13 protein-coding genes are annotated in these 14259 nt (G+C 63.3%); 5 read left to right on the top strand and 8 right to left on the bottom strand.

Going from position 1 to position 14259, the window contains the following annotated elements:
* Positions 1-50 precede the first annotated feature (50 nt).
* The 7 genes from F6X40_RS39385 to ychF all read right to left on the bottom strand — a co-directional run bounded on the left by F6X40_RS39385 (position 51) and on the right by ychF (position 7708).
* Positions 51-1139, bottom strand: a complete 1089-nt coding sequence (locus F6X40_RS39385) for a sn-glycerol-3-phosphate import ATP-binding protein UgpC (protein ID WP_184070542.1) — start codon at positions 1137-1139, stop codon at positions 51-53.
* 51 nt (positions 1140-1190) lie between these two features.
* Positions 1191-2036, bottom strand: a complete 846-nt coding sequence (gene ugpE, locus F6X40_RS39380; protein ID WP_184070540.1) for a sn-glycerol-3-phosphate ABC transporter permease UgpE — start codon at positions 2034-2036, stop codon at positions 1191-1193.
* Complete coding sequence (gene ugpA, locus F6X40_RS39375; protein ID WP_184052403.1) at positions 2033-2917, bottom strand: sn-glycerol-3-phosphate ABC transporter permease UgpA; 885 nt, start codon at positions 2915-2917, stop codon at positions 2033-2035. Before ugpA ends, ugpE begins: the two co-directional genes overlap by 4 nt.
* Before the next feature lie 72 nt (positions 2918-2989).
* On the bottom strand, positions 2990-4315 hold the full coding sequence (gene ugpB, locus F6X40_RS39370; RefSeq protein WP_187631601.1) for a sn-glycerol-3-phosphate ABC transporter substrate-binding protein UgpB: 1326 nt from the start codon (positions 4313-4315) through the stop codon (positions 2990-2992).
* Positions 4316-4569: 254 nt separating this feature from the next.
* Entirely contained in the window at positions 4570-5142 is a 573-nt protein-coding gene (locus F6X40_RS39365) for a DUF4276 family protein (RefSeq protein WP_316251888.1), read from the bottom strand.
* 17 nt (positions 5143-5159) lie between these two features.
* Positions 5160-6365, bottom strand: coding sequence for an AAA family ATPase (locus F6X40_RS39360; protein WP_187631599.1), 1206 nt, complete (start codon positions 6363-6365; stop codon positions 5160-5162).
* A gap of 248 nt (positions 6366-6613) precedes the next feature.
* Positions 6614-7708: a redox-regulated ATPase YchF gene (gene ychF / locus F6X40_RS39355; protein WP_187631598.1), complete on the bottom strand. Its 1095-nt coding sequence runs from the start codon at positions 7706-7708 to the stop codon at positions 6614-6616.
* A 268-nt stretch (positions 7709-7976) separates the two neighbouring features.
* Here ychF and F6X40_RS39350 point away from each other — a divergent pair, with 268 nt between their 5' ends.
* The 5 genes from F6X40_RS39350 to F6X40_RS39330 all read left to right on the top strand — a co-directional run bounded on the left by F6X40_RS39350 (position 7977) and on the right by F6X40_RS39330 (position 13399).
* Positions 7977-8345, top strand: coding sequence for a hypothetical protein (locus F6X40_RS39350; RefSeq protein ID WP_260336551.1), 369 nt, complete (start codon positions 7977-7979; stop codon positions 8343-8345).
* 236 nt (positions 8346-8581) lie between these two features.
* Positions 8582-9754, top strand: a complete 1173-nt coding sequence (locus F6X40_RS39345) for a UbiH/UbiF family hydroxylase (protein ID WP_187631597.1) — start codon at positions 8582-8584, stop codon at positions 9752-9754.
* A gap of 205 nt (positions 9755-9959) precedes the next feature.
* A complete protein-coding gene (locus tag F6X40_RS39340) occupies positions 9960-10685 on the top strand; it encodes a DsbC family protein (protein WP_187631596.1) in 726 nt (241 codons plus the stop codon).
* Positions 10686-10820: 135 nt separating this feature from the next.
* The gene (locus F6X40_RS39335; RefSeq protein WP_187631595.1) at positions 10821-12611 is read left to right on the top strand and encodes a M61 family metallopeptidase; all 1791 of its coding nucleotides are present in this window, start codon (positions 10821-10823) and stop codon (positions 12609-12611) included.
* Between the two features lie 191 nt (positions 12612-12802).
* Positions 12803-13399 (top strand): FMN-dependent NADH-azoreductase, encoded by a 597-nt coding sequence (locus F6X40_RS39330; RefSeq protein ID WP_018420121.1) that lies wholly within the window; start codon positions 12803-12805, stop codon positions 13397-13399.
* A gap of 126 nt (positions 13400-13525) precedes the next feature.
* On the opposite strand, the gene F6X40_RS39325 is transcribed toward F6X40_RS39330, so the two are convergent.
* The coding region (locus tag F6X40_RS39325) for a uracil-DNA glycosylase (protein ID WP_187631594.1) at positions 13526-14259 on the bottom strand (734 nt) is incomplete at its 5' end.

Below are 14259 nucleotides of genomic sequence, written 5' to 3'. Positions count from 1 at the left end.
CGGCAGGGGAGTCCGGCGGCGGGCCGCCGTCGCGGCGCTCCGCGGGCGTCTCAGTTCGCGCGCCGTCCAGTCGCCGGATCGAAGAAGTGCAGATGCTGCGCGGGCAGCACGACCTGCAGCGCCTCGCCGGCCGCGGGACGATGCGCGTGAGGCAGCCGCGCGGTCACATCGTGCTTGCCCCAGCGGCCGTGCGCGAGATTGTCCGCGCCGAGAATTTCGCAAGAATCGACGCTCAGTGTCGCGAACGGTGCGTTGGCCGTGCCCGGGCTCAGATGCTCGGGGCGAATGCCGAGCGTCCACTCGCGGCCTGTCGCGACTTCGCGGCCGATCGACGGCACGCCCGCGAGCGGCAGCTTCGGGCCGTTGCCGGCGACGTCGAAGGTCGAGCCGTCGTCCGCGACACGGCCTTCGAGCAGGTTCATCCCCGGCGAGCCGATGAAACTCGCGACGAACAGCGTGGCCGGCCGCTCGTAGACTTCGGTCGGCGCGCCGATCTGCTCGGCGTGGCCCTGGTTCATCACGATCACGCGCTGCGCCAGGGTCATCGCTTCGATCTGATCGTGCGTGACGTACAGGCTCGTGGTCTTGAGGCGCGCATGCAGGCGCTGGATTTCGAGGCGCATCTGCACGCGCAGACGCGCGTCGAGATTCGACAGCGGCTCGTCGAACAGAAACACCGCCGGCTCGCGCACGATCGCGCGGCCCATCGCGACGCGCTGCCGCTGTCCGCCCGACAACTCGCGCGGCTTGCGCTGCAGCAGCGCGCCGAGCTCGAGAATCTGCGCGGCGGCTTCGACGCGTTTCGCGATCTGCGCACGATCGACGCCCGCGATCTTCAGCGCGTAACCCATGTTCTCGGCCACGCTCATATGCGGATACAGCGCGTAGTTCTGGAACACCATCGCGATGTTGCGATCCTTCGGCTCCAGCTCGTTGACGACCTTGCCGGCGATCGAAATGCTGCCGTCGGAGATGCGCTCGAGCCCGGCGACCATCCGCAGCAAGGTCGATTTGCCGCAGCCGGACGGGCCGACCATGACGACGAATTCGCCGTCGGCGACGTCGACGTCGATGCCGTGCAACACGAACTGTTTGCCGTCGTAGGTTTTCTTAACGCTTTGCAGAGTCAGTGCAGCCATGCCGTTCTAGCCTTTTGTTTTTGAGTGCTTGTCGCTGTCCGCCATACCGGATCATTTTTCCGAATCCACGAGGCCGCGCACGAACCAGCGCTGCATCGTCAGCACGACGGCGAGCGGCGGCAGCATCGCGAGCAGCGTGGCCGTCATCACCAGATGCCATTCGGTCGCGGTATCGCCCGAGGCGATCATTCCCTTGATGCCGATCACCGCGGTGATCAGCGACTGCTGGCTGGTGATCAGGATCGGCCACAGATACTGGTTCCAGCCGTAGATGAACGTGATCACGAAGAGCGCCGCCATCGTGGTCCGCGACAGCGGCAGCACGACGTCCCAGAAGAAGCGCAGCGCGCCCGCGCCGTCGATGCGCGCGGCTTCCATCAGCTCGTCCGGCAGCGTCTTGAAGAACTGGCGGAACAGGAACGTCGCGGTCGCCGACGCGATCAGCGGCAGCGTCAAACCGGTATACGTATTGCTCAGATGCATCGACGACACCACCTGCACGGTCGGGAAAATCCGCACTTCGACCGGCAGCATCAGCGTGATGAAAATCAGCCAGAACGCGAGCGTGCGAAACGGAAAGCGGAAGTAGACGATCGCGTACGCGGAGATCATTGACACGGCGATCTTGCCGATCGCGATGACGAGCGCCATCACGAGGCTGTTGAACAGCATGCGATTGAACGGCGCCGCGGCGTTGCCGGTGCCCTGCGTCCAGATCGTGACGATGTTCTCGAACAGATGCGTGCTCGGCACGAGCGACAGCGGCACCGTGAACACCTCGTGCTCGCTCATCGTCGCCGCGCAGAACGCGACGTACACCGGAAACACCACCAGCGCGACGCCGATGATCAGCACCGCGTGACAGAACAGGTCGAAACCGCGTCGGTTCTCGATCATGAGTATTGAACCCTGCGTTCGATGAAGCGGAATTGCACGACGGTCAGTGCCACGACGATGATCATCAGCACGACCGACTGCGCGCCCGAACTGCCGATGTCGAGCCCCTGGAAGCCTTCGGCGAAAATCTTGTAGATCAGCGTGCGGGTGGCCTGGCCTGGCCCGCCGCCGGTCGCCGCGTCGATCACGGGAAAGGTGTCGAAGAACGCGTAGGTGATGTTGATCACCAGCAGAAAGAACGTGGTCGGCGACAGCAGCGGCAGGGCGATGCCGAAGAAGCGGCGCACCGGACCGGCGCCGTCGATCGCGGCCGCTTCGATCAGCGAGCGCGGAATCGCCTGCAGGCCCGCATAGAAGAACAGGAAGTTATAGCTGATCTGCTGCCAGACTGACGCGAGCACGACGAGGAACATCGCCTGACCGGGGTTCAGCGCGTGATTCCACACGATGCCGTGTTTCGCGAGCGCATATGTGACGAGGCCGATGCTCGGGTTGAACAGGAACGACCACAGCACCGCAGCGATCGCGGGCGCGACCGCGTACGGCCAGATCAGCAGCGTTTGATAGGCCTTCGCGCCGCGCGTCACGCGGTCCGCGCAGACCGCGAGCAGCAGCGAGATCACGAGGCCCGACACGGTGACGAGCGTGCAGAACACGATCGTCGTGTTGAACGACGCCAGATACAGCGGGTCGGCGAACAGCTGTTTGAAGTTCGCGAGTCCGACGAACTCGCTCGACGTACCGAACGCGTCCTGGGTTTGCGTCGATTGCCAGAGCGCGACGCCCGCCGGCCAGAGGAAGAACACGAGCGTGATGAGCAGCTGCGGCGCGACGAGCAGGTAGGGCAGCGCGCTGGTGCCGAAGTAGGAGCGCTTTTCCATCGGGATGTCCAGAGTGTGCTGCAACGACGGGTTCCCGCGCGGGAGCGCCGGAACCCTGCCCGCAGGCGATGCTTAGTTACTGGCCTTTTCGAAGCGGCGCAGCAGGTCGTCGCCGCGCGCGACGGACGAGTCGAGCGCCTGTTGCGGCGTCTTCCTGTCCGCCCACACCTGCTCGAGTTCTTCGTCGATCACGGTGCGGATCTGCGGCATGTTGCCCAGACGCAGGCCCTTCGTGAACGGCAGCGGCGGCTTGTTCAGCATCTGGCGGATCGCGGTGTCGCTGCCGGGGTTCTTGTCGTAGAATCCCTGCTGGCGCGTCAGGTCATACGCGGCGGTCGTGATCGGCAGATAGCCGGTGTCCTGATGCCACTTCGCGGCGACTGGCGCCGTGGCCAGATAGGCGAGGAACTTCGCGACGCCCTTGTAGACGGCCGGGTCCTTGCCCGACAGCACCCACAGGCTCGCCCCGCCGATGATCGCGTTCTGCGGCGCGCCCTTCACGCTGTCGTCGTACGGCATCATGCCGGTGCCGAAGTTGAACTTCGCGTATTTCTTGATCGTCGCGAGCGAGCCTGAGGAGTTCGTGATGATGCCGCAGTCGCCGCTATAGAACTTCGACACCGGTTCGTCCTTGCGGCCGACATAGGTGAACGTGCCGTCCTTCGCCATGTTCTGCAGGAACTGGATGTGCGCGACCTGCAGCGGCTTGTTGAATTCGAGCTGCGCGTCCATGCCGTCGAAGCCGTTGTTACGCGACGCGAACGGCGCCGCATGCCACGCGCTGTAGTTCTCGAGCTGAATCCAGCTTTGCCAGCCCGACGAGTAGCCGCACGACATGCCCGAGGCCTTCAGCTTCTGCGCATCGGCGTGCAACTCGGCCCAGGTCTTCGGCGGCTGGTTGGGATCGAGGCCAGCCTTCTTGAACGCATCCTTGTTGTAGTACAGCACCGGCGTCGAGCTGTTGAACGGCATCGAGATCAGTTCGCCGGTTTTCGAGTCGCTGTAATAGCTCGCGATGGTCGGCACGAAGGCTTTCTGATCGAGCGGCAGGCCCGCGTCCTTGAATACCTGCGTGACCGGGACGATGGCTTTCTTCGCCTGCATCATCGTCGCGGTGCCGACCTCGTAGACCTGCAGGATGGCCGGCGCATTGCCGCTGCGATAGGCGGCGATGCCGGCGGCGAGGGTCTGGTCGTAGGTGCCCTTGAACACGGGTACGATCTTGTAGTCGTTTTGCGATTTGTTGAAGTCGTTCGCGATGTCGTTCAGACGTTCACCCAGTGCGGCTTCCATGGCGTGCCAGAACTGAATTTCGGTCGCGGCGTGAGCCGCCTGGCTGACGCCGATGCTCAATACAGCGGCGACGGAAAGTGAACGGAACAGCGGCTTGTAATTCATCGATTTGTCTCCGGTTCGGAAGGGGCGCGGACGCGAATCGCGCGATTCTAGTTGTGTTCGATGACATTCCGGCGGCGGATGCCGGGCGGCGCGGACCAAGGGTGGCGGCGCGCCGGAAGCCGAAATTTAGCATTGGCTGTCAGGGAAAGGAAATAAACGGGAGGCGAAAATTCGAGGTGACCGGACAGCGTTGGAGGCTCAAGGGGACGATATTGAGCGCCAAGCCAAGGTGTGTTTCGGTTTGAATTTTCGGTTCAAGGACGCTGAGAGACATGGGTCTGCCATTCCCTGTGCAACTTGCGAAACGAGCGGCTGTTGTCCAATGCTTGTTGCAGATCCATCCTTGCGGTGAATGCAGGTTGATCGAGTATTTCGCTGTACGTGCCACTTTGCATATGCTCTCTCATCCATCCTTTGGCATTACGCGGAGTCTCTGCATCTAGTAATTCAGAGGGTGCAATAGAAAAGCCACGCGCTCCGTCAAGGGACGGCGCCGCCGCAATGAACCAAGCCTCGAACTCTCGATTCGCCAGGACAACCGATAACCGCCGATGTGGCACGTATTGTCGTGCACGCTCGAATATCTTCTGTCCGAGTCTTGCCGGGCAATCGTCATCCGCATCTAGTACGATCAAGATCCATCCATCCTCGCCAGTCTTGGCAGCCGCCAGGAGCAATTGCCTGCGGAATTTCTCTTCTTTGTTCAAAAACTTGTCTCGCCGTACCCGAATAGGCTGTAGAGGGTTTATCACCGTGTCAGGAGACCATTGGGCAGCCATCCTTCGCAAGAGTATCGGCAATGCCGAGACTTCCCCATCACCCTCCACAATCGACGCGATGGGAATCACGACCGCACCTCGCTGAACAAATCGAACTGGACTTCGCTTTGCTGCTTGATGATTTGGCGGTCAGGCGCCAACTGGTTCATTCGTAATAGTTCTCCGGCGGAAAACAGATGATCACGCAACACTTGACGGGAAGCTTGGTCCAACGGAGCAATCTGTGTTTCCCCTCCCTCAGAGACGACGGCTAGGATGGCGTCTACGTCGATACCACGGTCATCTAGCAGATCAGGGCTATGGCTAGTCACAAGCACTTGTGTGTGCTTGGCCGACTGAACTAAAACCTCTCTTAAGGCCGCGCTCGCTGCCGGGTGCAGCGCCGTTTCCGGCTCTTCAATGCCGATCAAAGTGGGCGCGTAATCAACATTGGTTTGGAGTAGCGCTGTCAACACACCGAGCGCACGCAAGGTGCCGTCGGACATGTTCTGAGCCAGAAATTTCCACGGATACTTGGCTCCTGCCATATCCTGTCGAAACTCGAGCGTCTCCATTGGACCGATGGCCTTGCGCTCCACGCCATGCACCATGGGCACGACTGACTGGAGGTATTCTTTGATGGCCTCCACGCGATCCGGTGCCACGCGCTCGAGATGACCGATGACGCTAGCGATATTTTCGCCCACGGGCTTAAGCAAACGGCCATCCTGCGGCTTTTGAAGCTCACGCATCAATTTGGGGTTTAGGTTATAAAACCCCATCGCAGTTAATGCATCGAACACGGGCCTGAATGCCGTGAAGCCTGATGCCGCCACGAGAGCCAACCGGTCAGCGGTAATGGCAGGAAAGGCAGTTTCGCTACTGTCGAGTAAGCGGCCTTTCTCTATGCGGAAGAAAGGTCCCTTGCCGATGCCATCGATCACACATTTTTCGTGTTGTACTTCATAGCCTCCGCTGGCCATGGCACCGATGTCGAAGGCATACCATCCGTAGCGACCATCCTTGAGTCGAAACTCGATCCGGATGCCGAAATGCGTTGGATGTCCACTCGAACGTCGCCGCACTTCATTCAACCCACCTCGTTCATTAATCGCGTTGTCCAAGGAACCTGCCAAAGCATCGCGAACGAAGTGCAAGGCATCTAAAAAATTGCTTTTGCCAGCACCGTTCTGCCCGACAAGATATGTCAGGGGCTGCAAGCGGACGTCACAGTGACCGATGCTCTTGTAGTTGAGCAGCACTACGCGCTGGATAAAAACGGTATGCGACATGAAAGCCTCACTGTCCGGACAATCGCTTCAACGAGCCAACCGGTCTGAATGGGTTACTGTACTTTTGACACCATTATTACCTTACCCCTCAGGTGATTGATTACCTCGAGGCTTCCCTCTGCATTGCTAGGACTGCGCGAACAATAGAAAGCCGCGGCGAATCTCATTCAGAAGGCTACCTATTTGAAATCCGGGTAGTTGGCCTTCCATTCAACGCACTCGTGCTCTGTTGGAAGCAGTAGTCGGCTTTAGACGTTGAACAAAAAGTTCATCACGTCGCCATCATGCACGACGTACTCCTTGCCTTCCGCGCGCATCTTGCCGGCTTCCTTCGCGCCTTGTTCACCCTTGTAGGCGATGTAGTCGTCGAAGCTGATTGTCTGCGCGCGAATGAAGCCGCGCTCGAAGTCGGTGTGGATTGCGCCGGCCGCCTTCGGCGCCGTATCGCCGACGTGGATCGTCCACGCGCGCACTTCCTTCACGCCGGCCGTGAAGTAGGTCTGCAGGCCGAGCAGCTTGAAGCCCGCGCGGATCACGCGGTTCAAGCCCGGCTCATGCATGCCCATGTCGGCGAGGAAGACTTCCATGTCGGCTTCGTCGAGGTCGGCGATTTCCGCTTCGACCGCCGCGCACACGGCCACGACCGGCGCGCCTTCAGCCGCTGCGAACTTCGTGATCGCGTCCAGGTGCGGGTTGTTCTCGAAGCCGTTTTCCTTCACGTTGGCGACGTACATCGTGGGCTTGGCGGTGATCAGGCAGAACGGCTTGAGGGTAGCCTTTTCTTCATCGGTCAGATCGAGCGCGCGGACCGGCTTCGCCTGGTCGAGCTGCGCGCGGACCTTCTCCAGCACCGCCGCGTTCTTCGCGGCTTCCTTGTCGTTACCCGACCTGGCCGCCTTGGAATAGCGCGCGAGCGCCTTCTCGACGGTGGCGAGGTCGGCAAGCGCGAGCTCGGTGTTGATCACCTCGATGTCCGACAACGGATCGATCTTGTTCGCGACGTGAATCACGTTGTCGTCTTCGAAGCAGCGTACGACGTGCGTGATCGCGTCGGTTTCGCGGATGTTCGCGAGGAACTGGTTGCCGAGGCCTTCGCCCTTGCTCGCGCCGGCCACCAGACCGGCGATGTCGACGAACTCGACCACGGCCGGCAGGATGCGCTCCGGCTTGACGATTTCGGCGAGCGCCTTCAGCCGCGCGTCCGGCACCTCGACGATGCCGACGTTCGGCTCGATCGTGCAGAACGGATAGTTTTCGGCGGCGATTCCCGCCTTGGTCAGCGCGTTGAACAGGGTGGACTTGCCGACGTTGGGCAGGCCGACGATGCCGCATTTGAGGCTCATGGAAATCCTTCAGTGAATCAGTAGGTTGCGTGATGCGCTCGACGCTGCGCGCGGATTCGGAAAGCCCTCGCGCAAGGTGGGGCGCGGCAGGCTCAGCGGAGCGGACAAGACACCGAATCGGGGCGTTGGCTCGACGATTGAGTGCGAGTTTTCACGGAAAGCGCAATTGTAACCCGTTCGCCCGCGCGGACCCGCCGGCGCATTGGCGCGAAGCCACTGTAGAATCGTCAGTTCAGAGCCGGCAGAGCTTAATTTCCGGGGGAGCAGCGTGGGAATCATCAGATGGGTTGGGATCGGCGTGGTCGCCGCGGTCGTGGTGGGCTCGGTCGCGACATGGGTCGCGCCGAATTTCGACGAAGCGCAGGCCACCACGGACCGGCAGACCATCGATTGTTTGACGACCCACCTGTCGCACGAAGATCACGCCGACATCGCGCGGTTCGCCGATAAGAACGACTACGACTCGCTATGGCGCGTGTTCGACCGCGTGTTCCCCGACTGCGCGGTACGCAGCGATCAGCGCGATCGCAAGGCGGAGCTCGAAGCGGCCGCGTGGCGCAACCTCTCGTCCAATCGCGACTTCTTGCGCATGCGCGAGGCGAACGCGGCGCTCGCGGCCAGCGCCGCGACGCATTAACACGACGCATCGAGGCCGCGCGGCCACCGGCCCGGGACTCAAATGCGCGTGGCCGCCAACGCATGAAGTGCGGGTTGCGCGAGCGGTCGGCATCAGACTCGCACAGTCCCGCCGACAACCTCAGGCTCTGACCCCAGACACCATGTCCGGCACGAGCCCGCGAGGCCCCGCGCACAGCGCCCAACGGCCGCGCCCGTCGATCCGTCCCCCGCAACCCCCGCGGCTATAATGCGCGCATGAACGCACACCACCAGACCTTTGATGCCGCCGTGATCGGCGGCGGGCTCGTCGGCAAGACCGCGGCGCTCGCGCTCACGCAAGCCGGACTGCGCGTCGCACTGCTCGCGCAGCCTTGCGCGGTGCTGCCCGCCGGTGCTGTCTTCGACTCGCGCGTCTATGCGTTGTCGTCGAGTTCGCAGGCCTTGCTCGAACGGCTGCGGGTCTGGCAGGCGCTCGATCACACACGGCTCGGTCCCGTCTACGACATGCGCGTCTACGGCGACGCGCACGCCGAGCTGCATTTCTCGGCGTTTCAGGCATCGGTACCGCAGCTTGCGTGGATCGTCGAGTCGTCGGTGATCGAGCGCGCGCTCGATGCCGCGCTGCGCTTCCAGCCGAATCTCACGTGGTTCGACGCGCGCGCGCAGGCGCTCGATTTCTCCGTCGACAACGCGAGCGTCGGCCTCGCGAACGGCAGCGTGCTCGAAGCGGATCTGGTAGTCGGCGCGGACGGCGCGCACTCGTGGGTGCGCGCGCAGATCGGCTCGAAGATGGTGCGCCGCGACTACAGACAGATCGGTGTGGTCGCCAATTTCAAGGCTGCGAAGCCGCACGGCGAAACCGCGTATCAGTGGTTCCGCGACGGCGAGATCATCGCGTTGCTGCCGATGCCGGACGGCCACGTGTCGCTGGTCTGGTCGGCGCGCACCGAACACGCCGAGCAGTTGCTCGCGCTCGATCCCGAGCGGCTCGCCGCCGAAGTCGAGCACGTGAGCGGTGAACAGTTCGGTGCGCTCGACTGCGTGACGCCCGCGCAGGGCTTCCCGCTCGCGTTGCAGACCGTGGACCGGCTCGTCGCCCCGCGGGTCGCGCTGGTCGGCGATGCCGCACATCTGATCCATCCGTTGGCAGGACAGGGCATGAACCTCGGCTTGCGCGACGTCGCCGCGCTCGCGAGCACGATCGGCGGCAAGGAGTCGTTCCGCGATCTCGGCGACGTGGTGCTGCTGCGTCGCTACGAACGCGCGCGCCGCGAAGACATTCGCGCGCTGATGATTGCCACCGACGGTCTGCAGAAACTGTTCTCGATGCCCGGTCCGCTCGCGCGCGCCGTGCGCAATACCGGCATGGCGTTCGTCGGCGCGCAGCCATTCATCAAGCGCTGGCTCGTGTCGGCCGCGCTGGGGTAAACCGCAACGAGGCGTCGGGCGGATAGCCGATGGCCGGTCACCGGCGCCCGGGACAGGTATCATGACCGGATCGAAGCGCTGCGATCCGCCCCTTATCCGACCCCCGATCGAACCTGATCGAGCCTGATTGAACAGATAGGCGGCCGAAACTCGCGGCCGGAACGTAAAAAACGCGCAGGTGCGCGACTGACTCCAGGACTCCAGCATGAAAAAGACCTTCCGCATCGCCGCCGCCGCGCTCGCGATCGGTGCCGCTATGCTCGGCTGCTCGGCGCAGGCCGACCAGACCACCGACAAGCTCAAGACCACCTTGCAAACCCGTCTTTCCGACGTGACGATCAAAAGCGTGTCGAAGACGCCGATCGCGGGCCTGTACGAAGTGAATCTCGGCACGCAGATCGTCTACAGCGATGCGAGCGGCGACTACCTGATGCTCGGCGACATGGTGGACTCGAAGACGCGCAAGAATCTGACCGAGGCACGCCTGTCGGAAACCAACCGCATCGACTTCGCGAGCCTGCCGTTCGGCAACGCGGTGAAGGTCGTGCGCGGCAACGGCGCGCGCAAGATCGCGGTGTTCTCCGATCCGAACTGCCCGTACTGCAAGCAGCTCGAAAAAACGCTGCTGTCGATCGACAACGTGACGGTCTACACGTTCCTGTACCCGGTGCTGTCGCCCGATTCGACGGCCAAGTCGAAGTCGATCTGGTGCTCGGCCGATCGCGCGAAGGCGTGGGAATCGTGGATGCAGGACCGTCAGGCGCCGACCGCCGCCGCCACCTGCGACACCGCCGCGATCGACAAGAACCTCGCGCTCGGCCGTGCGATGAACGTCGAAGGCACGCCGACGGTGTTTCTCGCCGACGGTCGCCGCCTGCCCGGCGCGGTGCCGGCAGATCGGCTCGACAAGGAACTGTCGGCCGTGCACTGAACAGCGCGCAGCGCCACGCCCGCCGCGGGCGCAACAGATGCAAAGTTCAAACGAAAGGAGGCGCACGCAGCGCCTCCTTTCGCATCGAGCCCCGAACTTCCCGCCTCACTCTCCTGACACTCCCAAGCGCCGCCGATGAAGCCGATCCGCTACACCATCGTTCCGGGTAACCCCGCCGCCCACCTGTTCGAAGTCACCGTGACCGTCGCCGATCCCGATCCGGCCGGCCAGCGTTTCATGCTGCCGGTGTGGATTCCGGGCAGCTACATGGTGCGCGAGTTCGCGCGCAACATCGTCACGCTGCGCGCGGTGAACGACGCGGGCCGCAAGGTGCGCGTCGAGAAGATCGACAAGCACACGTGGCAGGCCGCGCCGGTCAAGGGAGCCTTGACGCTGCGCTACGAGGTGTACGCATGGGACCTGTCGGTGCGCGCCGCGCATCTGGACGACACGATCGGCTTTTTCAACGGCACCAGCGTGTTCCTGTCGCCGCTCGGCCATGAGGACGCGCAGTGCGTGGTCGATATCCAGAAGCCGCAGGGCGCCGCGTATCGCGGCTGGCGCGTCGCGACCGCGCTGCCGGAAGCGCGCGGCACGAAGCGCTACGGCTTCGGCGAATACCGCGCGCAGAACTACGACGAACTGATCGACCATCCTGTGACGCTCGGGGAATTCGCGCTCGCGACGTTCAAGGCGCACGGCGTGCCGCACGACGTCGTGATCGGCGGTCGCGTGATCGGGCTCGACATGGAGCGTCTGTGCAAGGACCTGAAGCGCATCTGCGAAGCGCAGATCGCGTTGTTCGAACCGAAGTCGAAGAAGGCGCCGGTCGAGCGCTACGTGTTCATGACGCAGGCTGTCACCGACGGTTACGGCGGCCTCGAGCATCGCGCATCGACCGCGCTGATCTGCAATCGCACCGATCTACCGGTGCAGGGCCGCGAGCCGATGAGCGAGGGCTACCGGACCTATCTCGGTCTGTGCAGCCACGAGTATTTCCACACGTGGAATGTGAAGCGGATCAAGCCGGCCGTGTTCGCGCCGTATGACCTCGGCGTCGAAAACTACACGTCGATGCTGTGGCTGTTCGAGGGCTTCACGTCGTATTACGACGACCTGATTCTCGTACGCAGCGGGGTGATCTCGCAGGACGACTATTTCGGCCTGCTCGGCAAGGTGATCGGCGGGGTGCAGCGCGGCAGCGGGCGCCTCAAGCAGAGCGTCGCCGAAAGCTCGTTCGATGCGTGGGTCAAGTACTACCGGCAGGACGAGAACGCGCCGAACGCGATCGTCAGCTATTACACGAAGGGCTCGCTGATCGCGCTCGCCTTCGACCTGAAGATCCGCGCGCAGACCGGCAACCAGAAATCGCTCGACGACGTGATGCGTCTGCTGTGGACGCGCTTCGGCCGTGACTTTTATCGAGGCAAGCCGGTCGGTGTCGACGAAAGCGAGATCGAGGCGATTTTCGCGGAAGCGAGCGGCGCGCAACTGGCCGAACTGTTCGCCGAGGGCGTGCGCGGCACGCGCGATCTGCCGCTCGACGCGCTGCTCGCGCCGTTCGGCGTGGCGCTCGCGCCGGACGTCGACAAAAACGGCAAGCCGTCGCTCGGCGTGCGGCTACGCGGCGGCGCGGATTGCGCGCTCGCGACCGTGCACGAGGGCAGCGCCGCGCAGAAGGCGGGCCTCTCCGCTGGCGACGTGCTGATCGCGATCGATGGTCTGCGCGTGACCGGCGGGAATATCGATGCTCTGCTGACGCGCTATCAGCCGGGTGCGAAGGTCGAGGTGCACGCGTTCCGTCGCGACGAGCTGCGCGTCACGCAGGTGAAGCTCGACGGTCCCGAAGTGGCCCGCTACAAGCTCACGGTCAGCGATCACCGTCCCGCCGCGCGCAAAGCCCTTGAGCGCTGGCTGACGAAGTGATCGGCGTGGTGGTGGGCCGCACCGGGCGGTCCACCGATCGTCGCCTGTCCCGTCGTCAATCGGTGGAGGAGGGCGGTTGATTGTTCTATCCATGCAACAATCCTTCGCCGCCGGACGGCTTTTTCGCGGGCCGGTAAAAAAACACAATGACTTCACTCGCGCAACACTGCGCGCCCCTACTGGAGTCAACCATGACCACGATCCTGCAAATCAACTCGGCAGCCCGTTCGCAAGGCGCGAACTCGACGCTTCTCGTCAACGAGCTGACGGAAAAGCTGCAACAGTCGAATCCGGGCGCGCAAGTCGTCGTCCGTAATCTGCAAGCCGAACCGCTGCCGCACCTCGACGACGCCGTGCTCGGCGCGTTCTTCACGCCGGCCGACCAGCGCACCCCGGAACAGGCCGCGATCGCCGCACGCAGCGAAGCGCTGATCGCCGAACTGCAAGCCGCCGACGTCATCGTGATCGGTGCGCCGATGTACAACTTCGGCATCTCGTCGCAACTGAAGACGTACTTCGACTTCATCGCACGTGCGGGCATCACGTTCCGTTACACCGCGAACGGCCCGGAAGGCCTCGTGACGGGCAAGAAGGTCCACGTCGTGTCGGCGCGCGGCGGCAAGTATCTCGGCACGCCGAACGATAGCCAGACGCCGTATCTGAAGAGCTTCCTCGGCTTCCTCGGCATGACCGACGTGAACTTCATCTACGCCGAAGGCCTGAACCTGGGCCCGGACGCCGCGAACGCCGCGCTGAGCTCGGCACGCGAAGCGATCGCCGCGGTCTAAGCGGGTTTGTCCTGCCGCATTGCGCAGCTTCGATGCGGCGCGAGCGGTGAAAAGAATAACGCCACGGATGGGTTCATCCTCCGTGGCGTTTTCGTTGTGTATCGCAATCTTCTGACGACGACGCTCTCACGCAAGCATTTGCGCGTCGTCCGGTAGACGCCAGTCGATCGGCTCCCGGCCGTGCTGCAACAGATACTCGTTCGCCTTCGCGAAATGCCCGCAACCGAGAAAGCCGCGATGCGCGGACAGCGGCGACGGATGCGGCGCCTCCAGCACATAGTGCGACTTGCCGCCGAGTAGCGCGCGCTTCGCCTGCGCATGCGCGCCCCACATCATGAAGACAAGGTTCTGATGCCGCGTCGCGAGTTCGTGGATCAGCGTGTCGGTACATTTCTCCCAGCCGCGTTTCGCGTGGCTCGCGGCGCTGTCGCGCTCGACGGTCAGCACCGTGTTCAGCAGCAGCACGCCCTGTTTGGCCCAGCTGTCGAGGCAACCGTGCTGCGGCGTCTGGTGACCGAGACTCGCGGCGATTTCCTTGAAGATGTTGCGCAGCGACGGTGGCGGCCGCACGTGCGGCGCGACCGAAAACGCGAGACCGTGCGCCTGCGGCGTGCCGCGGTCTTCGCCGTGGTACGGATCCTGGCCGAGGATTACGACTTTCACTTCGTCGGGGCTCGTCAGGCGGAGCGCGCGGAACACGTCGGCCGGATAGATCGTTTTGCCGGCGGCACGCTCACCGTCGACGAAGCGGCACAGCGGCGCGTAGGTGTCGCTGTCGATGAAGGGCTTCAGGTGCGCGCGCCAGGCCGCTGGTAGCGCGGCGAATTGTGCTTCGAGCGTGGGCGGGGCGGCGGTGGGGG

The sequence above is a fragment of the Paraburkholderia sp. UCT31 genome (assembly GCF_014397655.1).
GTDB classification, from domain to species: domain Bacteria; phylum Pseudomonadota; class Gammaproteobacteria; order Burkholderiales; family Burkholderiaceae; genus Paraburkholderia; species Paraburkholderia tuberum.
Note: the sequence above shows the minus strand (reverse complement) of the source record. Positions and strands in the feature narration are given on the sequence as shown.

Excerpts from the sequence above, each read along its gene's own strand:
- F6X40_RS39385 (WP_184070542.1), bottom strand. The coding sequence starts at position 1,139 with ATGGCTGCACTGACTCTGCAAAGCGTTAAGAAAACCTACGACGGCAAA.
- ugpE (WP_184070540.1), bottom strand. The coding sequence starts at position 2,036 with ATGATCGAGAACCGACGCGGTTTCGACCTGTTCTGTCACGCGGTGCTG.
- ugpA (WP_184052403.1), bottom strand. The coding sequence starts at position 2,917 with ATGGAAAAGCGCTCCTACTTCGGCACCAGCGCGCTGCCCTACCTGCTC.
- ugpB (WP_187631601.1), bottom strand. The coding sequence starts at position 4,315 with ATGAATTACAAGCCGCTGTTCCGTTCACTTTCCGTCGCCGCTGTATTG.
- F6X40_RS39360 (WP_187631599.1), bottom strand. The coding sequence starts at position 6,365 with ATGTCGCATACCGTTTTTATCCAGCGCGTAGTGCTGCTCAACTACAAG.
- ychF (WP_187631598.1), bottom strand. The coding sequence starts at position 7,708 with ATGAGCCTCAAATGCGGCATCGTCGGCCTGCCCAACGTCGGCAAGTCC.
- F6X40_RS39345 (WP_187631597.1), top strand. The coding sequence starts at position 8,582 with ATGAACGCACACCACCAGACCTTTGATGCCGCCGTGATCGGCGGCGGG.
- F6X40_RS39340 (WP_187631596.1), top strand. The coding sequence starts at position 9,960 with ATGAAAAAGACCTTCCGCATCGCCGCCGCCGCGCTCGCGATCGGTGCC.
- F6X40_RS39335 (WP_187631595.1), top strand. The coding sequence starts at position 10,821 with ATGAAGCCGATCCGCTACACCATCGTTCCGGGTAACCCCGCCGCCCAC.
- F6X40_RS39330 (WP_018420121.1), top strand. The coding sequence starts at position 12,803 with ATGACCACGATCCTGCAAATCAACTCGGCAGCCCGTTCGCAAGGCGCG.